Source organism: uncultured Dysgonomonas sp. (genome assembly GCF_900079725.1).
Lineage (GTDB): Bacteria > Bacteroidota > Bacteroidia > Bacteroidales > Dysgonomonadaceae > Dysgonomonas.
Genome location: NZ_LT599032.1, coordinates 698803 through 717400, shown reverse-complemented (window position 1 = coordinate 717400; position 18598 = coordinate 698803). Strand labels below are relative to the sequence as shown.

The window sequence follows — 18598 nt, the reverse complement described above, 5'->3', positions numbered from 1 at the left end:
CGGTAATTTTTTTAAGCAATTTGGCTAAACTAATACCGATCTTATTTCATTTATCTTGGCTTCAACCTCTTCCATTTGCCATTTTGGTGTAGAGGTCGCACCACAGATTCCGATGGACGCAGTCTTACTCACAACATCTGGATCTATATCTGAAGGCGTGGTTATGAAATAAGAATTTGGATTGTACTTCTTACATTCTGCAAACAGTACCTTTCCGTTCGAACTCTTTTCTCCTGCAACGAAGAAGATGATATCATTCTTAGATGCAAACTCTTTGATATTCGGAATACGATTTGATACCTGACGGCATATAGTGTCAAAGAACTCAAATTTAGCATCGCCTATCATACGGCTTTGCATAATATCAATGATTTCCTGAAATCCATCGAGAGGTTTGGTCGTTTGCGAGAATAAGCATATGTTTTTTGAAAAGTCAAGCTTTTCCAAATCCTCTTTCTTTTCAATGACAATTGCAGTCGACTCTGTCTGTCCTAACAGTCCGTTTACTTCTGCATGTCCATTCTTTCCGTAGATAACGATTTGTGTATTATTGTCTCTCTCGTTATCGTATTTGTCGTGTATCTTTTTCTGCAGGCGAAGTACGACCGGGCATGAAGCATCAATAATTTCAATATTATTATCTTTTGCAATCTGATAAGTTGATGGTGGTTCGCCATGCGCTCTCAATAAAACCCGGGCATCTTTCAATTGTGCAAATTCCTCGTGATTGATTGTTTTCAAGCCCAGCTGTTCAAGCCTGTCAACTTCCAGATTATTGTGGACTATATCACCAAGGCAATACAATGTACCTCCTTTTGCGAGTTCCTCTTCCGCTTTTTTTATGGCGTTGACCACTCCAAAACAGAAACCTGATTTTGCGTCTATCTCTATATTACTCATTTAGTTTGTTGTTATTTGTTTGAACTTGTCCAGCAACCATTGCATCTGTTCATCAATGGTCATATGTGAATTGTCCAGAAGGATGGCGTCATCTGCCTTTATCAGAGGGCTTTCTGCCCGCGTCTGATCCATATGGTCTCTGGACTTTAAATTTTCTAATACTTCATCAAAAGTCGTTTCCGTATTACCTTTCGAACGTAATTCATCGAAGCGTCGTTGTGCCCTTATAGTTGCGTCAGCCGTAACAAAGACTTTCATTTCAGCGTTAGGGAATACGACAGTGCCGATATCCCTCCCGTCCATTACTATGCCTTTAGCCTCACCCATTTGCTGCTGTAATGTAACCATTGCATGGCGTACAAATGGAATAGCACTAACAATACTTACCTTTGAAGAAACCTCCATACTACGAATGGCGGATTCAACCTTTTCTCCGTTAAGATATGTGTCAGGCGCTCCTGTATCTTTATTTAAATGAAATTCTATTTTTATATTCTTTATTTCGTCACGCAATCTACTTTCGTTTAGTTTACCGTCTTCGAATAAATTCTGTTGTATGCAGTAAAGTGTAACTGCTCGGTACATGGCCCCGCTGTCGATGTAGATGTATCCGATTTGTTTTGCCAGGCTTTTAGCCATTGTGCTTTTACCGTTTGATGAAAAACCGTCGATTGCAATAACTATTTTCTTCATATTTAATTTTAAAACATTCTATCAGAATAAATGTTTAATCTATCCCTTATAAATTTATTTAATTACAGAGAGCAAAGATAGCTATTTTTGGCTATTAGCAGATACCTTTATTATTCTTGTCGCTAACAGGTAATAATCCGATTTTGATGACAATTCCCTATAGGTTTGATTGTCTGTTGCAAAGAAACCTATTTAGCTGTTAGTTGCTTTTTGTGATTCACATTATTGTTGTATCTAAATCTAAGGCTGGATTTGAGCGCCTTATTTTTATATTTTGACCATGAAAATAAATTTTGTAATTTTGCAGTACCAACCCGTATATGATATTTCTATTTGATATTATATACGAACGATAAAACAAATGGAGGGGGTATCCGCAAAAGGGTACTCCCTTTTTGTGTGTCTTCTTCTGAAAAAAGTACGTTAGAATGGCAATAAATAACTTAAATATTATGAATGAAAGAATAAAAGGTGGGCTGCTGGTATTCGTGGGGGCAGCCAGCTTTGGCTTGTTGTCTACTATTGTAAAATTTGCTTATGCTAATGGTTATACGCTGGGCGAAATTACAGGCACTCAGTCTTTTTCGGGAATGGTTATCTTGTGGTTACTATATATGATCACCAAATCGTTTAAAAGAAAAGATAAACCGGAAGAGTCAAAAGTAATAAAAGCTGAGACCAGTTGGTGGAAAATAGCCTTGTCTGGAACCTTTACGGGCCTTGTGGGAATATTCTACTATCAGTGTGTCGGATTACTACCAGCATCCGTGGCTATTATCTTGCTTATGCAATATTTGTGGATAAGTATACTGATCGAAGCTATCGTATTTAAGAAAAAGCCTAGCTGGAAGCAACTGTTGCTGCTTGGCGTTGTCCTGTTAGGCACGCTTCTGGCCGGTGGAATATTTAGTCATGAAATAATTCTTAATCTGAAAGGTATTGTTTTCGGTTTACTGGCGGCAACTTGTTATGCCATGTTTCTGATGACCAGCGGGCGTGTAGGTAATGACCTTCCTGTATTGAAAAAGAGCGCGTTGATGATTACCGGTTCATGTGCTATCACTTGGATTATTTTTCCTCCTATGTTTTTTTTCAACGGTATATATTGGGAAGGATTGGTCTTTTGGGGATTAATCCTGGCTTTACTCGGCACTGTTATCCCTCCGCTTCTTTTTTCGATGGGTATACCGCGTGTCGGCGTTTCTATCGGAGCCATATTAAGTGCAGTAGAATTGCCGGTAGCAATTTCATCTTCGGCATTCATTCTTCACGAATCTGTAGATGCTACACGGTGGGTCGGGGTTATTCTTATATTAATAGCTATTATAGCTACAAATATCAAAACAAAAGAGATAATCAATCAACCATAAATAAGAAATGGTTGTATTTCATGGATTACCGATGAACTATGGTTTTGTCCGGCTTGAGTACATATAATGATGAGAATATAAAAATAATACATCGTTATATATCAGGTTATAAAGGCTGCATATTTTCGGGGCCGGGGTTATCCGACAGGTTATCATTTTCTATTGTAGGTATAACTTTCTTTTTCCGGAACACGATTATTAAATATGCGACCGACAGAATTGAAGTGGCGAAAAGTAGATACACCCCGCTTCCATATTTCGGAAGCTTATAGAAAAGGTTGAGGGATACTACGAAGGCCAATATACCCGCTACCATAAGAAGTATGCGGGCTGATTTCTTTTTTAGAGACAGCCATAATACGGCGCTGAAGATGCTGAGAAGAGGAACAAGATAAACTACATATGTAGTATAAACCGATTCTTTATTACGGGAGAAGAAATTAGTGACTTTTGTTACTTTCTTTTGTATATCGGGTATATCCCAACCTACGATTTTCACCAATCCCATATCGAGCCACGGTAACGAAAATGCGATGATAAATAACAGAGCAAAGAGCAATTCGAAAGATATGTAACGGTTTAGCTTGTCCATAATATTATAGTTCTATTTCGTCGGCGGTTATATATCCGTTTGTCATGCAATAGAATATCAATCCTGATACTGTTTTTATCCCCAGTTTGGCTGTGATATTCTTTCTGTGCGACAATACAGTGTTCAGGCTTATATTGAGTTTATCGGCCACCTCCTTATTTAGTAGTCCCAATGCCACAAGCCGGAGAACGTCCAGTTCGCGCTGCGACAAAGCCTGAGCTTTTGTTGCCTTGATAGCATGGCTAACCGATATCAGTTCCTGTAGATCTTCTACCCCTGATTCGGACAAGTCTGCGATCATGGGTTTTAAGATCTTCTCCCTTATGCGGTTGTGCTTCTCCAAATCCCGTTGAAAACTGTCTATGGTAAATATAGTGGCATAACACATATTTTCGTTGAAGTTGCCTGATATATGTTTAATTATGATGCTTTTAAGGTCTGTGAGGAGGGCTAGGGGAGTGTCTCCTTTCATCATCCCCTGCTCGATCTGCCCGATCAGTTCGTTCTTAAACTCTGTGAACAGGCGGCTTATCAGTTTCAACTGAGGATTATTAGGGTCGCTCATAGATATAAAAGCGTTCAGATGCTTTTCCAGATTATGAAGTTGCCCGTGTATCAGGTATGCATCAGTCTGCTTTATGTACGTAATTACCAGCTCAATATCAAACTTTTGAAGTTTGCGCTCAGGGAAGTAGTCCTCGTTAAGAAACGTATTGAGTATAGCGAGAAAAAACTCCGTATTGATATTTGCTTTCCTGCAAATGTCGGCAATGGTACTATCTCCCAATCCCAGCTTTATTCCGAAACGGTTTATAACAGGGATCAACTGGTGATTTTCTTCTATGATTTCCGATAAAATAAAGGATGAATCTACAAAGAGCATATACTTGATAATTTTGATAACAAAAGTACATATTTATTCTGATATCTTTTTCTAAAATCTTTATCTATATAATTAAAGAAATATAGTCTCTATTTATATCATAGTCAATACTTATAGATTTTGGCGATAAACCCTTAAAAACAATTTATGATAATTATCAGCCAATTGTTAAACAAATATCGGATTAAGATTGTTAAATTTGCATACACACTAAAAAACAGAAGTTTATGAAAAGGATATTTTTTACGTGTCTAACGCTCTCTGTATTACTTATTGGTAATATAAAAGCACAAAATATAAACAACGATAATAATAACAATCAAAAAACAAAAGCTATGAAATTTGAATTACCAAAGTTGCCATATGCAACAAATGCTTTAGAACCGGTTATAAGCCAACAGACTATCGAGTTACATTATGGTAAGCACCTTCAGACTTATATAACAAATCTGAATAATCTTGTTCCCGGAACAAAATTTGAAAATGCAGATCTTGAAACAATTGTAAAGGAAAGTGACGGCGCTATTTTCAACAATGCAGGACAGACATTAAACCACAATATATATTTCCTTTCTTTCAGCCCTAATGGTGGTGGAGAACCTAAAGGAAAACTTGCTGAAGCCATAAACAAAAAATGGGGTTCGTTCGAAAGCTTCAAAAAAGAATTTGTTACAGCAGGTACAGCAGTATTCGGCTCGGGCTGGGTATGGCTGGCTAAAGACAATGCAGGCAATCTGGAAATTACAAAAGAACCTAATGCAGGAAACCCTATTACAAAGGGCTTGACTCCACTTTTGGGATTCGACGTATGGGAACATGCTTATTATCTTGATTACCAGAACCGTCGTGCAGACCATCTTGCCGAATTGTGGAAAATAATCGATTGGAGTGCTGTAGAAGCTCGTTATTAATAGATTAGTGTTTATTATATTAGAAAAGCAACCTTTCGGGGTTGCTTTTTTTACTTATATTTGTGTCAGAATGTTATACTTAAATGATGAAAAAAACAGCCATACTTGCCATAGACCTGCAAAATGATTTCACCTCTCCCACAGGTTCCCTTTTTGTAAAGAACGCTGATGTAGATGTAGTCTGCATCGCAGACTTTATTCGGAAAAATCAAGCCAAAATAGACTATGTTGCTCTTACGCTTGACTCTCATCAGCCTATACATGTAGCTCATCAAGTTTATTGGAAGGATAAGAATGGGAATCATCCGCCGTTGTTCTCCATTATTAACGCGACAGATGTTAAGTCTGGATTGTGGCAGGCACAGTATAACAAAGAATTAACGATCCCATATCTGGAACAGCTTGAAGCTAAAGGTGAAGTGTGCACAATATGGCCTATGCACTGTGTATTGGGCACAAGCGGTTGGTCTATAGATAAAATGATTACCGATAGCCTTATTGAATGGGCCGTAAATAATAATAAGTCATATGAATTATTCTATAAGGGATATTCGCAATCAACGGAACATTACAGTATTTTCAGGGCAGCTGTAGAATGGGATTCCCAACCTGAAACGCAATTGAATAGTAGACTGATATCTATTCTAAATTCATATGATGAAGTATTGCTTATAGGGGAAGCTGCGGATTACTGTGTGGCTAACTCTCTTAACGACATTCTTGATACTTGCAGCGAACTGGCAAAGAAGACTGTAGTTCTTACAGATTGTATGTCGTGGATCAATCCTGAGAACAAAAGGGCAAAAACAATATTTGATAATGCCAGAAAAATGGGAGTCCGTTTCGAAACTGCAGGCACCTATGCCTTCTAATCTTCTTCAACCACTTCTTCAAATTTGCTTGCAGCCGGATTGTCAATAAATATTCTTTTTGCTACTTTTCCCACTACACGGGTAGATATGGCGTCATAGGAGCCTCCGACTACCCCGCCAATAACAGGAATGGCTTTTCCGAGGGAGGTTACTCCCTTCTCACCTGCTTTTGCAACTAATTTAGCACTGACTTTTTCGCTGGTTTTAGATATCAGTTTTTCGCTGGCCTTGATACTTACGTCCTTCAGTAGCTCCTTTGCTCCATTGCCTACCATGCAGATATAGACGAGCGATTTAACCCTGTCGTCTCTGATGTCGTGTCCACCCATATAAGCTATAGCTGCTATCATGCGTATTTGCACATAAATCACACTGGCAATATTTGCAGGAACAGTCAGGGGCATAATCATAACTCCGCCAAGCCCGGTGACGAAACCACTCGTTGCAGCTTTTGCTACCTGCCATTTGATAAGCGAATCTACTTGCTGGCTCAGTGTACCATCCTGATGCAGATAGCTGTTGCCAAGATCATAGGCCGAATCAACACCTGTCAGACCAACTACTGCTTTTGAATATGCCCAGTCGAGAGTTTTGGCTATCAGTCCGTTATTTGGTTTTATATTTTGTTTTTTGTCAGTCATAATTCAAAACCTTTAAACTTTTCTTATCTAAAATAAAACAATAACTATGCCAAGTTAGACAAAAAGAATAAAGCGTCTCATTTTCAAGAAATGAAACGCCTTAATAAAAAGTAAAATAATTTAATTCTCATTCAACAGTCTGCCGAGATCATTAGGCGTAAGATTCATTGCCACAATTACCCCGTTTTCATCAATCAGGTAATTTTTAAATCCACGTTCTAACTGATAGCGATCGTACAGTTCAGAGGAAGCATCCCCTTTGGCCAGGAACTGATACCTGGTATCAATCTTATCCATAACCAACGTTCTCTCGTACACCGACTCGCTCTTGTCAAAAGAAACCGAAACCATCTGCACCGGATACTGCTTACTCTCGATCAGATGAGACAGCAGCACATTGTCCTTGTGCGAATAGGCGTCATAAGCCGCCCAAAAGTTTACCAATACTTTTTGACCTCTAAGGTCAGACAAACTAATTTTTGTTCCTGATTCATTTACCAAATTTTTAATATCAGGCAACAGGTTTCCCGGATAAATACCTTCCGAAAGACTAGAAGTTCTTGACATATTGGATGATAAACTTATAAAGGTTATACCCGCAATCAAGAAGTACTTCAAATACTTCATAAAATAATCATTAGGTTACCACTAAAGTCTTTATCCCTCACTTCCCTCACAGAAAAGGGAAAAAAAGACCCTCCCAACTTTTGGGAACAGAATCAATTATCTACGCTTAGATAATTCATAATTCTGTATTTCGGGGTCAAAGATAATACAATTTCGCGAAATGTAAATAATCTGTTCCGGCTAATTATTAATAGTTGTAATTTTTAGAGTCTCTGACTGTTTTGTATGTGTTTGATTACCAGTTGATATGAGGGTGAGGTTTTAGACTTCTTTTTGCTTTTGCAACATACTTTAAATTAGTATCTGGAGATAAATAAACCCCGGTTTCTGTTATGAAACCGGGGTTTGTTTTTAATATTTAAGTGTTATTTATTTTGTAATACGCTCAAGCCATTTTACCATTCCCAGCATGATAAGCATGGAAATCAGGCAGGCTCCAACAAAGATTGCCCAAGTACCAGATAGAGATATTTTTTCGTAGAATATTGCCCCTATGAATAACAATGAGTTACCAATGGCAGTAGCACCTAGCCAGCATCCTTGCATAACGCCTTGTAAATGTGGAGGGGCTACTTTCGAAACAAAAGATAACCCAAGAGGACTAATAAATAATTCTGCTATTGTAAGTATCAGATAGGTACCAATCAGAAGTGTAGGGGTTACACGTTCAATATTTCCCCCCATAGCAATTCTTTCGGTATCAGAAGGCAACCCCAATGAACCGATAGTCATTACAAGATATGCAATAGCAGCAATCCCCATACCTATTGCGATTTTTTTTGGTGCTGATGGTTCTTTTCCTCTTGCTCGCAGCCATCCGAACAATCCTAGAACAACTGGTGTTAAACATACGACAAACAAAGGATTGAATATCTGAAATAATTCAGCTCCTTTGAGGGTTACAATATTGAAGAAATTGATTTCGAAGGCACTAAGATCAGTAAAGTCTTTCGCAAATGAAGTAAGAGTTAACCCATTTTGGTGGAATGAGAACCAAAAGAAAATAACCACTCCAAATACTGCAAAAAGTGCGTACAAACGTTTTTTTACTTCAGTAGCATCCATTACTACTGTTTTGCTGGTTTTTTCAATATCGCCAACTTTCTTATTAGCTGGATCAGGAAATCCTTTTTTATTGATAAGAAATACTGTGAATGATATAAGCATAGCAATAATGGCAATCCCAAATGCATAGTGAAATCCAGTGTTGAAGACATTCAAGTATTCGTTGGCAAAGACAGTCAAATCTGTCGGAGCACCATTGATAGAAACTTCTTTAGACAATGTTGTAAGACTAGCTGTTCCTTCAGCATTGATTGTTCCCCCTAAATATTGATGACAAAGAGCTGGCAGCGTAGAATCATAGAGGAATCCATTTATTTTCAACCATAAATTTCTTATCAATACAGCTACAATAGGTGCAAAGATAGCTCCAACATTAATAAACATATAGAAGAGAGAAAATCCTTCATCGCGTTTATTTGCAAATTCTGGATTTTCGTCATATAATTGACCAACCAATGCTTGTAAATTCCCTTTAAATAAGCCGTTACCAAATGCAATTACAAATAGACCAAAGCATGTTAAACCTAGCATTAAAGGAAAGTTAGTTACAGGTGTGTCTGTCGGTATAGCTATAATAAGATACCCTATAGCCATAAGCGCAATTCCTACAGCAATAGTATTCTTATATTGTTTTGTTTTATCGGCAATAATCCCTCCAACAAGGGCTAATGCATATATTGCAAAATAGAATCCGGAATATATTCCTCCTGCTGTTTTAAGGTCTAAACCATATTTTCCCATTAGGAATAAAACTAAGATAGCCATCATAATATAGAAGCCAAAGCGCTCTCCCATATTAGATAATGAGGCTGCTAACAAGCCTTTAGGATGATTTTTAAACATAAAATTATATTTAAGATTAATATTATAAGTTATTTTATTCCTCCGTGTGGTATTAAACTTTACAAAAGTAAGAAAACATACCAGATAATCGTTTTATCCAAACATATTAAAGAACATAAAACCTTGCTAACCGCATTTTTTATGCAAATAAGATAGTTTTGTTCTTATATACCAATACCCTACGCGTCAGATGATATTCGATAGCATGGGATAATACTATCTTCTCCAGATCCTGTCCTTTGCGCACCAGATTTTCCACACTATCGCGATGCGTAATACGGGTGATGTCCTGTTCTATAATCGGGCCTGCATCAAGCTCGGCTGTTACATAGTGGCTTGTAGCGCCGATAATTTTCACACCTCTCTCATATGCCGCATGATAGGGTTTTGCCCCCACAAAAGCAGGAAGGAAAGAATGGTGGATATTTATTATTTTATTAGGATATGTTTCGATGAATTTATCCGTCAATATCTGCATATAACGTGCAAGGACAATAAAATCGATTTCCTTTTCTTTCAATAGTGCCAATTGTTGAGCTTCTATTTCATCCTTATTATCCTTGTTGAGCTTTAATACATGGTATTCAATACCGAAGCGTTCGGCAACCCATCGCATGTCTTCGTGATTGCTGATGATAAGAGGAATCTCCACGTTCCATTCTCCGGCAGTGTAGCGAGCTAGTATATCGAACAGGCAATGTGACATCTTAGAAACAAAAACGGCCATACGTGGCGTATAGTCGTTGAAGTAAAGCCGGAATGTCATATCGTACTTCTTAGCATACATCGTCTGGAAGTAATCACTGATTTTCTCACGAGGAATAATGAAATTGGTTAAATCCCATTCGATACGCATAAAGAACGTATTTGCTTGTTTATCCACATGTTGTTCCAGATTGATGATATTACCTCCATTTACATTGATAAAATCGGTAACGGCAGCTACCAGCCCCGGTTGGTCGGGTGAAGATATAAGTATAATTGCGTGAGCGTTGTTCATTTTAATTTATTTAGTCTTCTTCTATCACCAGATTATCGATAATAAACTCTTGTCTCTCAGGAGTGTTCTTACCCATATAGAAGTTGAGCATATTATTTACTAAGTCTTCTTTCTTCATTGTCACCCGGTCGAGACGCATATCTTTCCCTATGAAGTGCACAAATTCGTCCGGCGATATTTCACCCAGACCTTTAAAGCGGGTTATCTCAGGATTTGCCCCCAATTTACTGATGGCAGTAATTCGTTCTTCCTCGGTATAGCAATAGAATGTCTCTTTCTTGTTGCGAACACGGAAAAGTGGTGTTTGCAATATATATACGTGATTCTTCTTTATCAAATCCGGAAAGAATTGCAAAAAGAAAGTAAGTATCAGCAAACGGATGTGCATACCATCCGTATCAGCATCGGTAGCAACTATTATCTTGTTGTAGCGTAGCCCGTCCAGTCCGTCTTCGATATTCAGAGCTGCCTGCAACAAGTTGAATTCTTCATTCTCATATACAATCTTCTTTGTCAACCCGAAACTGTTCAAAGGCTTTCCACGAAGGCTAAATACCGCTTGCAGATTCGGATTACGGCTCTTTGTGATAGACCCGCTGGCGGAATCCCCCTCAGTAATGAAAATACTGGTTTCATCCAGATTATCGCCCTTGGTATCGTTATAATGAATGCGGCAGTCGCGCAATTTCTTATTATGCAGATTGGCTTTTTTTGCACGTTCACGGGCTAGCTTGGTTACCCCTGCAATAGCTTTACGCTCTTTTTCCGAGTCAAGAATCTTTTTAAGTAACGTCTCCGATACATCGGTATGTTTATGCAGGTAGTTATCCAATTCTTTTTTGAGGAAGTCTCCGATAAATTTCTGTACAGAAGGCCCACCCGGTCCCATATCTTTTGATCCCAGCTTCGTTTTGGTCTGGGATTCGAATACGGGTTCTTCAACCTTTATACTGATAGCTGCCACAATACCGCTGCGGATATCAGCATAATCGAAATTCTTATTATAGTATTCTTTGACTACACGGGATAATGATTCACGGAATGCAGACTGATGCGTTCCTCCCTGTGTGGTATGTTGTCCGTTCACAAACGAATAATATTCTTCCCCGTATTGGTCGGTATGGGTAATAACGACTTCTATATCTTCATCTTTCAGGTGAATGATGGGATACAGGGCTTCGGAGGTCATGTTCTCATTCAGGAGATCTACAAGCCCGTTTTTGGAAAAGAATTTCTTACCATTATAAATTATGGTAAGCCCGGTATTAAGGAATACATAGTTTTTGAGAAGGCTCTCTACATAATCATCCCTGAAATTATAATTTGTAAAAATCGTATTATCAGGAATAAACTCAATTAGTGTACCGTTTTCTTCTGTTGTATCGTGTATTTTATCCTCTTTGGTTACAATCGCTTTGCTGTATTCAACAGACGTTGTTTGTCCGTCACGAAAACTTTGAATTTGGAAAAATGAAGAAAGTGCATTTACGGCTTTTATACCTACACCGTTCAGTCCTACCGATTTTTTGAAGGCTTTAGAGTCATATTTGGCCCCGGTATTCATTTTAGATGATACATCTTTCACTTTACCTAATGGCACTCCTCGTCCGTGGTCCCGCACTTTGACGATGCCTTCCTCAATCGTGACACTGATAGTTTTGCCAAAACCCATCATGTATTCATCGATAGAGTTGTCCATCACTTCTTTGAGAAGCACATAGACACCATCATCGGCAGATGAGCCATCGCCCAACTTACCAATATACATCCCCGGACGGCGGCGGATATGCTCCTGCCAGTCGAGGGTTTTTATATCATCATCGGAATAATTAACTTCGGGTAGTTCGATCTTCTCTTCTTCCATAAACTTTTAAAAAATCTCTAGTAATGAAAAACGCAGCGTAAAATTATAAAAAAATCTTCGGAAGAAAAAGTTAAAGTAGACCCTCATCCTTTAATTTAGATGTTTAATATATGCTCTGCGCATCTTATGATTCTCTGCATTAAAGCCATCCCATAATGAGGCTACTTTATTATTCATTTCCAATTCCGGATTGGATTCGGCAAACTGAAAACCACATTTGTACGCTGATGGTATAAAGTCATTGAATATAATCGCATTCACACCTTTTCCCTGATATTCAGGTGAAATACCTATCAATAGCAGGTCAATAACCGGATTCTTTTTACTCTTCAGATCTTTCAGCAAGTGATACCATCCGAAAGGGAATAGTTTTCCACGCGACTTAATCAGCCCCCGGGATAAACTTGGCATTCCGATACCAAAGCCAACTACTTCATCCGTTTCTTCTTTGATGATAATAGATACGATATCCCAACGTAAAAGCGGTACATACATTTTTACATAATGATCTATCTGCTTTTGAGATAAAGGAGCAAAACCATAAAGAGGCGTGTAGGCTTCATTCATCAATTTGAATAACCTGTCCACATATGGGGCTATCTGTTTCAAACTTTTAAATTTAAGAACTTTCAAACCATAACGTGTGGCTACCATATTGGCTATTCGCTGATGTCTTTCAGGTACTGCATCAGGCACAGGAATCCTGTATTCATTCCAGTCCGCTTCTTTCTCGAAGCCTAATCGCTCTATCTGCGCCACATAATATGGGTAACTGTATTTAGTCGCCATTGTACTTACCTGATCGAATCCTTTTATAAGCATGCCCTCTGGGTCAAGGTCGGTGAATCCCATAGGTCCTACTATCGCATCCATTCCTTTATCTTTTACCCATTTTATTGCTGCTGCGAATAAAGCATCTACGACCTCGTTATCATCTATGAAATCGACAAAACTGAAACGCGCATGTTTTTCGTTCCATACTTCATTGGCTTTATGATTGATGATCGCCGCAATCCTACCTACAATCTCATTCTCCTTATAGGCCAGGAACATTTGCATCTCGCAAAAATCAAAAGCAGGGTTTTTCTTTGTATTCAGGGTGTCCAACTCGTCCAATATCAGGGAAGGCACATAATACGGACAATCTTTATATAATTTTATAGGGAATTTCACAAAGGCCTTCTTTAGTGCCTTATCGTCTTCTTTTACTTCTCTAATTACTATAGACATACTTCAATTTCTGATTCTAAGGTCTCAGACCTATTTATTCAATTCATTAGTCGTTTATCGCGATTCGGCATAGTTCAAGTACACTTGACTCTGCTCTCTCTGCTTTAAACGTTGCTTTGGTAAGTATAACAACTAACGTAAATTATCGCTCGAAAGTATATTATTAAATATCTTCCGTTACTTATTTGGGCGTAAAGATAATATTTTATATGATGAGTTATAAATTATAAATTATGAATTAGCTTCTGTTAATTGACACCTCACCAAATCAATTCATTCTCAGATACAATATAATCCATTTTTATATCATTTTTGTCTGCCGGTATTTCGTTGAATAGCTGGAATTCGAAGCATATACCCAACTTAGGTACTTTTACTTTGGGTAAAAAACGATCGTAATAAGCTTTCCCCCTGCCCATCCGGTTCATTTTCCGGTCAAATGCCACCCCGGGAATTATTATCAAATCAACCTTTTTATAATCGGTGTAATTTTCACCCACAGGCTCCATGATGCCAAATGCGGATTGCTGGAAACAGGTGTTGGATGTACATCTCCTGAAAACCATTTCATCTTTTTCAATCACCGGGAGATAAAAATGTTTCTCGGAATTCCATTTACGAATAAAATCGAAGGTCTGCACCTCGTCCTCAAGACTATTGTATATAAATATCGTCTTCGATTCCTGAAATATCCCGGTTAGTTCAAGAACTGATAATACTTCCAGTGAACGATTATGAAGTTCATCAGAAGTACATTTTTTTTTGAGTATGGAAATCTCTTTTCGTAATTTATCTTTTGCTTGTTGTATATTGCTCATCCTTTTTAGACCGTTGAAGCTGAAAAAGAATATATCATAATTCAGCTTGATATAGAAATATCAGACAAAAATACATTTCTTCAGTAATATTATCCTATTTTTGATGCTGAAAATAAGAAATATCCTAAAAAACAACGAATAATAGCAATGAATTCCGTTTTCAAGTTCTTTCAGAAACCGATTTTCTATGATAAGCGTCTGATATTTGTCTTATGGATTGGTGCTGCTTTGGTCGCAGGGTTGGGGCATCTGAATAAAGCCAATAATTACCAGATATTCAAGTATGTATTTTATCATACAATCGAACAGGTGAATCTTTATGCCGAATATCCTGATAAATATTTTGATTCGAACCATTACGGACCGCTATTCAGTATTGTAATAGCGCCTTTTGCCCTGCTGCCTGATTTCCTCGGAATACCTTTGTGGGAAATGGTAATTGCCGCTACATTACTAGTCGCGATCTATAAACTTCCTATGTCGTGGAAAGGCAAAGTTATAATCTATTGGATTGCCATACTCGAAGTGTATCTGAATGCGACTAACAGTCAGACTAATACACTTATAGCAGCGTTGATAATCGGATCTTTCATTTGCATCAAGTCGGAAAAGGACTTTTGGGCAGCCTGCTTTATTATGCTGGGACTATTTATAAAACTGTATGGTATTGTAGGGCTGGCATTCTTCTTTTTCTCAAAACATAAGCCAAAACTTATCGGATATTTATTTTTATGGGGGATTATTTTCTTCATTTTACCAATGATCATCTCTTCGCCCCAGTTTATTATACAAAGCTATGCCGACTGGTACGAATCGCTGATGTTGAAGAATACATTGAATGCAGGTTCCGTTTATCAGAATATATCTGCAATAGGTTTAGTACAAAGGGTTTCAGGACTAACCTTTTCAAATCTTATAATTCTTGTTCCTGCTGTTATCTTGTTTGCCTTGCAATACATACCGATAAAGGAATACCGGAATCCGGTTTATCAATATGGCCTTTTAGCTTCTACCCTTATCTTTATCGTCTTATTCAGTACCGGCTCCGAAAACAGTACTTACATCATAGCCGTAACCGGGGTTGCTATTTGGTTTCTGATACAGAAGAAGCCCCTGAATAAATACCTGCTTGTCTTATTTGTATTCACTCTGTTTTTAACTCTTTTTGCTAATTCGGACATAATTCCGGCCTTTATCAGAAGGGAGATTATAAGGCCATACTCATTAAAAGCTCTCCCGAGCCTGCTGGTATGGTTCGTGTTGGTTTACCAGCTTGTAGCATTCCGGAAAACGTCAGAAAAAGAATTGTCAGAAGATTATCTCATCGACCAATAATAGTTTCCGGTCTAATACGGATTGCTGTAGAAGTCTGATAATGAATTTGTATATATACAGTAGTTTATAGAGAAACGACGTTGAAATACAGTGGGCTCTTTCGCGCCAAGGGGTACAAGCATCAGATCGGTTTTACCATTTATAGTAATCCTTGCTTCTTTGGGTATATTTTCCCTGTTATCAAATTTACAGGAGAAATAATATAAATAAGGATATATCCATGCTTCGTATTGGAATTTATTGAACTCTATGTCACTTGATTTGATATCTATATTTTTCTTTTGGGTCATTGCCTCCTGAAATTCAACTGCATTCAGGGGTGTATTTTCCAAATAGGGGATAGCATCCCATTGAGGGTCTACCATAACCCATTTGTTCAGATCTTTCAGGAATACTTCCATTACTACATGCCCTGCACCGCTAGGAGTAGTCTCTACATTCTTTGTTTTAAGAGATAGTGTGCGGGAAGGCAGACCTATTGCATTCAGGCAGGCAGTTGTAACAATTCCGTATTCGACACATCTGAACCGTTGCCCTTGTCTTACCTGGTCCAGAATATATAATACATTGCTTTGTTTCGGTTCATTCATCCCATCATGTTGCCAAAGGTTATGTACCCATGATGCGATATGACGGACTTTTTCTATATCTGTCTTTCCTATTGCAGCAATACTGTCAATCGGGTATTCGGCTCTCAGTTTTTGAAGATATGGATTATTTGTTTCTTTCTCATAGGCAAACTTTAATTTAAAGTCTTGTTCTGCTTTATCAAAACTAATACTGTCTATTTCCAAACCATGATTTATAATCAGCACAAAAGGTTGCATGGTCTCCTTCCGAATGTTGAATACATACTTCAGGTCCACAGGTATGAGGAGTTTTAAACTATCGATATCTGTTTGAATTTCAAGACAGAGAGGGTCTACATTTATAGAGAGCTGTATCGTGTCGCTTCTGTTAGCATTAAAGGGAATCGACTCTTCTGATTCTGATCCGTTTACAATGATTCTTACATTCTCAGAGTTTGTTTTTACAGTATATATCTTATTATTCTGCGCATGTAGGGATGCAATAGTCATTATAACAAAAATAACAGATAGTGCGGCTCTTTTCATCCTTTTTATTTTAAATGTTTCTTATATGACGAATGTAAGAGGGAAAAGGTTACAATAGGGACATAAAAAAAGCATGAGTTAATATCTCATGCTTCTCTTATATTATTTTATTTGTATTGCTCGCTCTTTATTGCTTCGGGGGTTGCCTTATTTGCTTTGAGTAGTTTAACCGCCTCTTTCATTATCAGGTCGTCTTTCTGTGCTATCGGATAGTATGCGTCTTCACCGAAAATATTCCGCAAAATGATCGCTTCCATCTGCGCCTGTAGCAGCCTTCTGGATTCTTCTATCAGGTATGGCTGGCGACGTATTCCTTTGCTGTATGCATATTCTACCAGATAATCTACAATTGGTTGCGCAGCCAGGTATTTATGAGCCTCCTGCCATGTCTTATACCCTTTCAGCTTATCCCTGTTCTTGGCTGAATAAACAAAAGAGTATTCCCGCATCATACCGCTGTTAGCCACTTTCAGATAATAAGAGTTGATTCCTACTGTATCGCGGGGGACAAATACATCGGCCAATATACCGTCATCACCATATACGGGACGTCCTGCTAAAGTATGGAACAATGGGAGATTGTCCAGTTTTATACTGTCCCTGTTCGAGAATTCTCCTCTGTTGTACCTGTTTAGTATATCCATATCGTAATCGGTTCGGTCACCTTTTTTATATGCTTTTTGGATACATCTTCCCGAAGGGGTATGATAACGGGCGATGGTCAATTGTAAAGCCGACCCGTCTTTAAACATAAACCTGTTTTGTACAAGGCCTTTTCCGAATGAACGGCGGCCTACAATCAGGCCTCTGTCGTTATCCTGCATGGCTCCTGCGAAGATCTCACTGGCAGAAGCGCTTCCTTCGTCAATAAGCACGATCAGCTGGTTATCTTTACATGTGCCCGAACCATCGGCAAATACATTTTCGCGGGGATAAGCACGTCCTTCGGTATAAACAATCATATTTCCGTTTGCGAGAAATTCGTTCGTCATCATAATTGCCGCACCCATATAGCCACCTGTATTCTGTTGGAGGTCTACGATGAATGAATCACATCCCAGACTTTTCAGCTTAGCAATAGCTGTAATGAATTCATTATAAGTTGTACTGCCGAACTTCGTAACTTTGATATATCCTATCTTATCATCTATCATGTATGATACCGGAACTGTCTTTACAGGTACATCGGCACGGGTAACCTCAAATTCGATGAGATCGGGGCTTGTGTCCCTTTTTATCTTTATCTTAACTTTGGTATCTTTCTTACCCCGTAATGTCTTGAATACCTTTTCCTCGCTAAGCCCTTTTCCTACAAAAAGGCTATCGTTGACATATACCAGCCTGTCGCCGGGAATAATGCCTACTGCCTCAGATGGCCCTCCTGGTATAACGTTCACGATATTTACCGTATCGTTCTTGATAAGGAATTCTACTCCGACCCCGCTGAAGTGACCTTCCAGTTCATCGCCGCTATATGCCATGTTTTCTGCCGAAATGTATACAGAGTGAGGGTCTAGTCCGGCCAAAATCGTGGGAATAGCATCTTCCACCAATTCATTTACGTTGACAGTGTCTACATACGACTTATTTACATATTCAAATATAGTCTCCAGTTTATTACTACCTCCGAATATTTTCCGTACAGGGGTAAACACAGAAAATAAATTACCAATGAGTATCCCTACAGCGATACTCAATGCGATGCACAAAGGCAGCCAAATATATATCCTTTTATTACTTTTCATTTATTCTTAGACTCTATTAAGGTCTCAGACCTGTTTATTATTTTTATATCAGCAACAGCAATAGCCGACCATGACTAAACAATGTTGCATTAAA

The 18598-nt window shown here is 38.3% G+C and carries 17 protein-coding genes; 4 read left to right on the top strand and 13 right to left on the bottom strand.

Annotation, left to right across the window (positions count from 1 at the left end; all coding sequences use genetic code 11):
• Positions 1–24: 24 nt before the first annotated feature.
• Both QZL88_RS03115 and cmk read right to left on the bottom strand, forming a co-directional pair.
• Entirely contained in the window at positions 25–900 is an 876-nt protein-coding gene (locus QZL88_RS03115; protein ID WP_296938564.1) for a 4-hydroxy-3-methylbut-2-enyl diphosphate reductase, read from the bottom strand.
• A complete protein-coding gene (cmk, locus tag QZL88_RS03110; RefSeq protein WP_296938563.1) occupies positions 901–1593 on the bottom strand; it encodes a (d)CMP kinase in 693 nt (230 codons plus the stop codon).
• A 452-nt stretch (positions 1594–2045) separates the two neighbouring features.
• Between cmk and QZL88_RS03105 the strand changes: the two genes are divergently transcribed.
• Positions 2046–2963, top strand: a complete 918-nt coding sequence (locus QZL88_RS03105; RefSeq protein WP_296938561.1) for a DMT family transporter — start codon at positions 2046–2048, stop codon at positions 2961–2963.
• A gap of 106 nt (positions 2964–3069) precedes the next feature.
• Here QZL88_RS03105 and QZL88_RS03100 read toward each other — a convergent pair whose 3' ends face one another.
• Together QZL88_RS03100 and QZL88_RS03095 are read right to left on the bottom strand one after the other, a co-directional pair.
• Positions 3070–3555 (bottom strand): hypothetical protein, encoded by a 486-nt coding sequence (locus QZL88_RS03100; protein WP_296938560.1) that lies wholly within the window; start codon positions 3553–3555, stop codon positions 3070–3072.
• Between the two features lie 4 nt (positions 3556–3559).
• Positions 3560–4438, bottom strand: a complete 879-nt coding sequence (locus QZL88_RS03095) for a helix-turn-helix transcriptional regulator (protein WP_296938559.1) — start codon at positions 4436–4438, stop codon at positions 3560–3562.
• Between the two features lie 335 nt (positions 4439–4773).
• Between QZL88_RS03095 and QZL88_RS03090 the strand changes: the two genes are divergently transcribed.
• Together QZL88_RS03090 and QZL88_RS03085 are read left to right on the top strand one after the other, a co-directional pair.
• Positions 4774–5349 (top strand): superoxide dismutase, encoded by a 576-nt coding sequence (locus QZL88_RS03090; protein ID WP_185095958.1) that lies wholly within the window; start codon positions 4774–4776, stop codon positions 5347–5349.
• A gap of 83 nt (positions 5350–5432) precedes the next feature.
• Positions 5433–6221 (top strand): hypothetical protein, encoded by a 789-nt coding sequence (locus QZL88_RS03085; RefSeq protein ID WP_296938558.1) that lies wholly within the window; start codon positions 5433–5435, stop codon positions 6219–6221.
• Here QZL88_RS03085 and QZL88_RS03080 read toward each other — a convergent pair.
• The 7 genes from QZL88_RS03080 to QZL88_RS03050 all read right to left on the bottom strand — a co-directional run bounded on the left by QZL88_RS03080 (position 6218) and on the right by QZL88_RS03050 (position 14309).
• A complete protein-coding gene (locus QZL88_RS03080) occupies positions 6218–6862 on the bottom strand; it encodes an EcsC family protein (protein ID WP_296938557.1) in 645 nt (214 codons plus the stop codon). The genes QZL88_RS03085 and QZL88_RS03080 overlap by 4 nt on opposite strands.
• A gap of 120 nt (positions 6863–6982) precedes the next feature.
• On the bottom strand, positions 6983–7429 hold the full coding sequence (locus tag QZL88_RS03075) for a TlpA disulfide reductase family protein (RefSeq protein WP_296938556.1): 447 nt from the start codon (positions 7427–7429) through the stop codon (positions 6983–6985).
• 429 nt (positions 7430–7858) lie between these two features.
• Positions 7859–9397 (bottom strand): peptide MFS transporter, encoded by a 1539-nt coding sequence (locus tag QZL88_RS03070; RefSeq protein ID WP_296938555.1) that lies wholly within the window; start codon positions 9395–9397, stop codon positions 7859–7861.
• A gap of 139 nt (positions 9398–9536) precedes the next feature.
• Positions 9537–10397: a formyltetrahydrofolate deformylase gene (gene purU / locus QZL88_RS03065; protein WP_006799531.1), complete on the bottom strand. Its 861-nt coding sequence runs from the start codon at positions 10395–10397 to the stop codon at positions 9537–9539.
• A gap of 10 nt (positions 10398–10407) precedes the next feature.
• Positions 10408–12261: a DNA topoisomerase IV subunit B gene (locus QZL88_RS03060; RefSeq protein WP_296938553.1), complete on the bottom strand. Its 1854-nt coding sequence runs from the start codon at positions 12259–12261 to the stop codon at positions 10408–10410.
• 90 nt (positions 12262–12351) lie between these two features.
• Positions 12352–13491 carry a hypothetical protein gene (locus tag QZL88_RS03055; protein WP_296938552.1) on the bottom strand — a complete coding sequence of 380 codons (1140 nt, stop codon included), beginning with the start codon at positions 13489–13491 and terminating at the stop codon, positions 12352–12354.
• A gap of 260 nt (positions 13492–13751) precedes the next feature.
• Entirely contained in the window at positions 13752–14309 is a 558-nt protein-coding gene (locus QZL88_RS03050; protein ID WP_296938550.1) for a 5-formyltetrahydrofolate cyclo-ligase, read from the bottom strand.
• 147 nt (positions 14310–14456) lie between these two features.
• Here QZL88_RS03050 and QZL88_RS03045 point away from each other — a divergent pair, with 147 nt between their 5' ends.
• Positions 14457–15644, top strand: a complete 1188-nt coding sequence (locus QZL88_RS03045; protein ID WP_296938549.1) for a glycosyltransferase family 87 protein — start codon at positions 14457–14459, stop codon at positions 15642–15644.
• A gap of 11 nt (positions 15645–15655) precedes the next feature.
• On the opposite strand, the gene QZL88_RS03040 is transcribed toward QZL88_RS03045, so the two are convergent.
• The gene (locus QZL88_RS03040; protein WP_296938548.1) at positions 15656–16759 is read right to left on the bottom strand and encodes a transglutaminase-like domain-containing protein; all 1104 of its coding nucleotides are present in this window, start codon (positions 16757–16759) and stop codon (positions 15656–15658) included.
• Positions 16760–16866: 107 nt separating this feature from the next.
• Positions 16867–18504 carry a S41 family peptidase gene (locus QZL88_RS03035; protein ID WP_296938547.1) on the bottom strand — a complete coding sequence of 546 codons (1638 nt, stop codon included), beginning with the start codon at positions 18502–18504 and terminating at the stop codon, positions 16867–16869.
• Positions 18505–18598 lie beyond the last annotated feature (94 nt).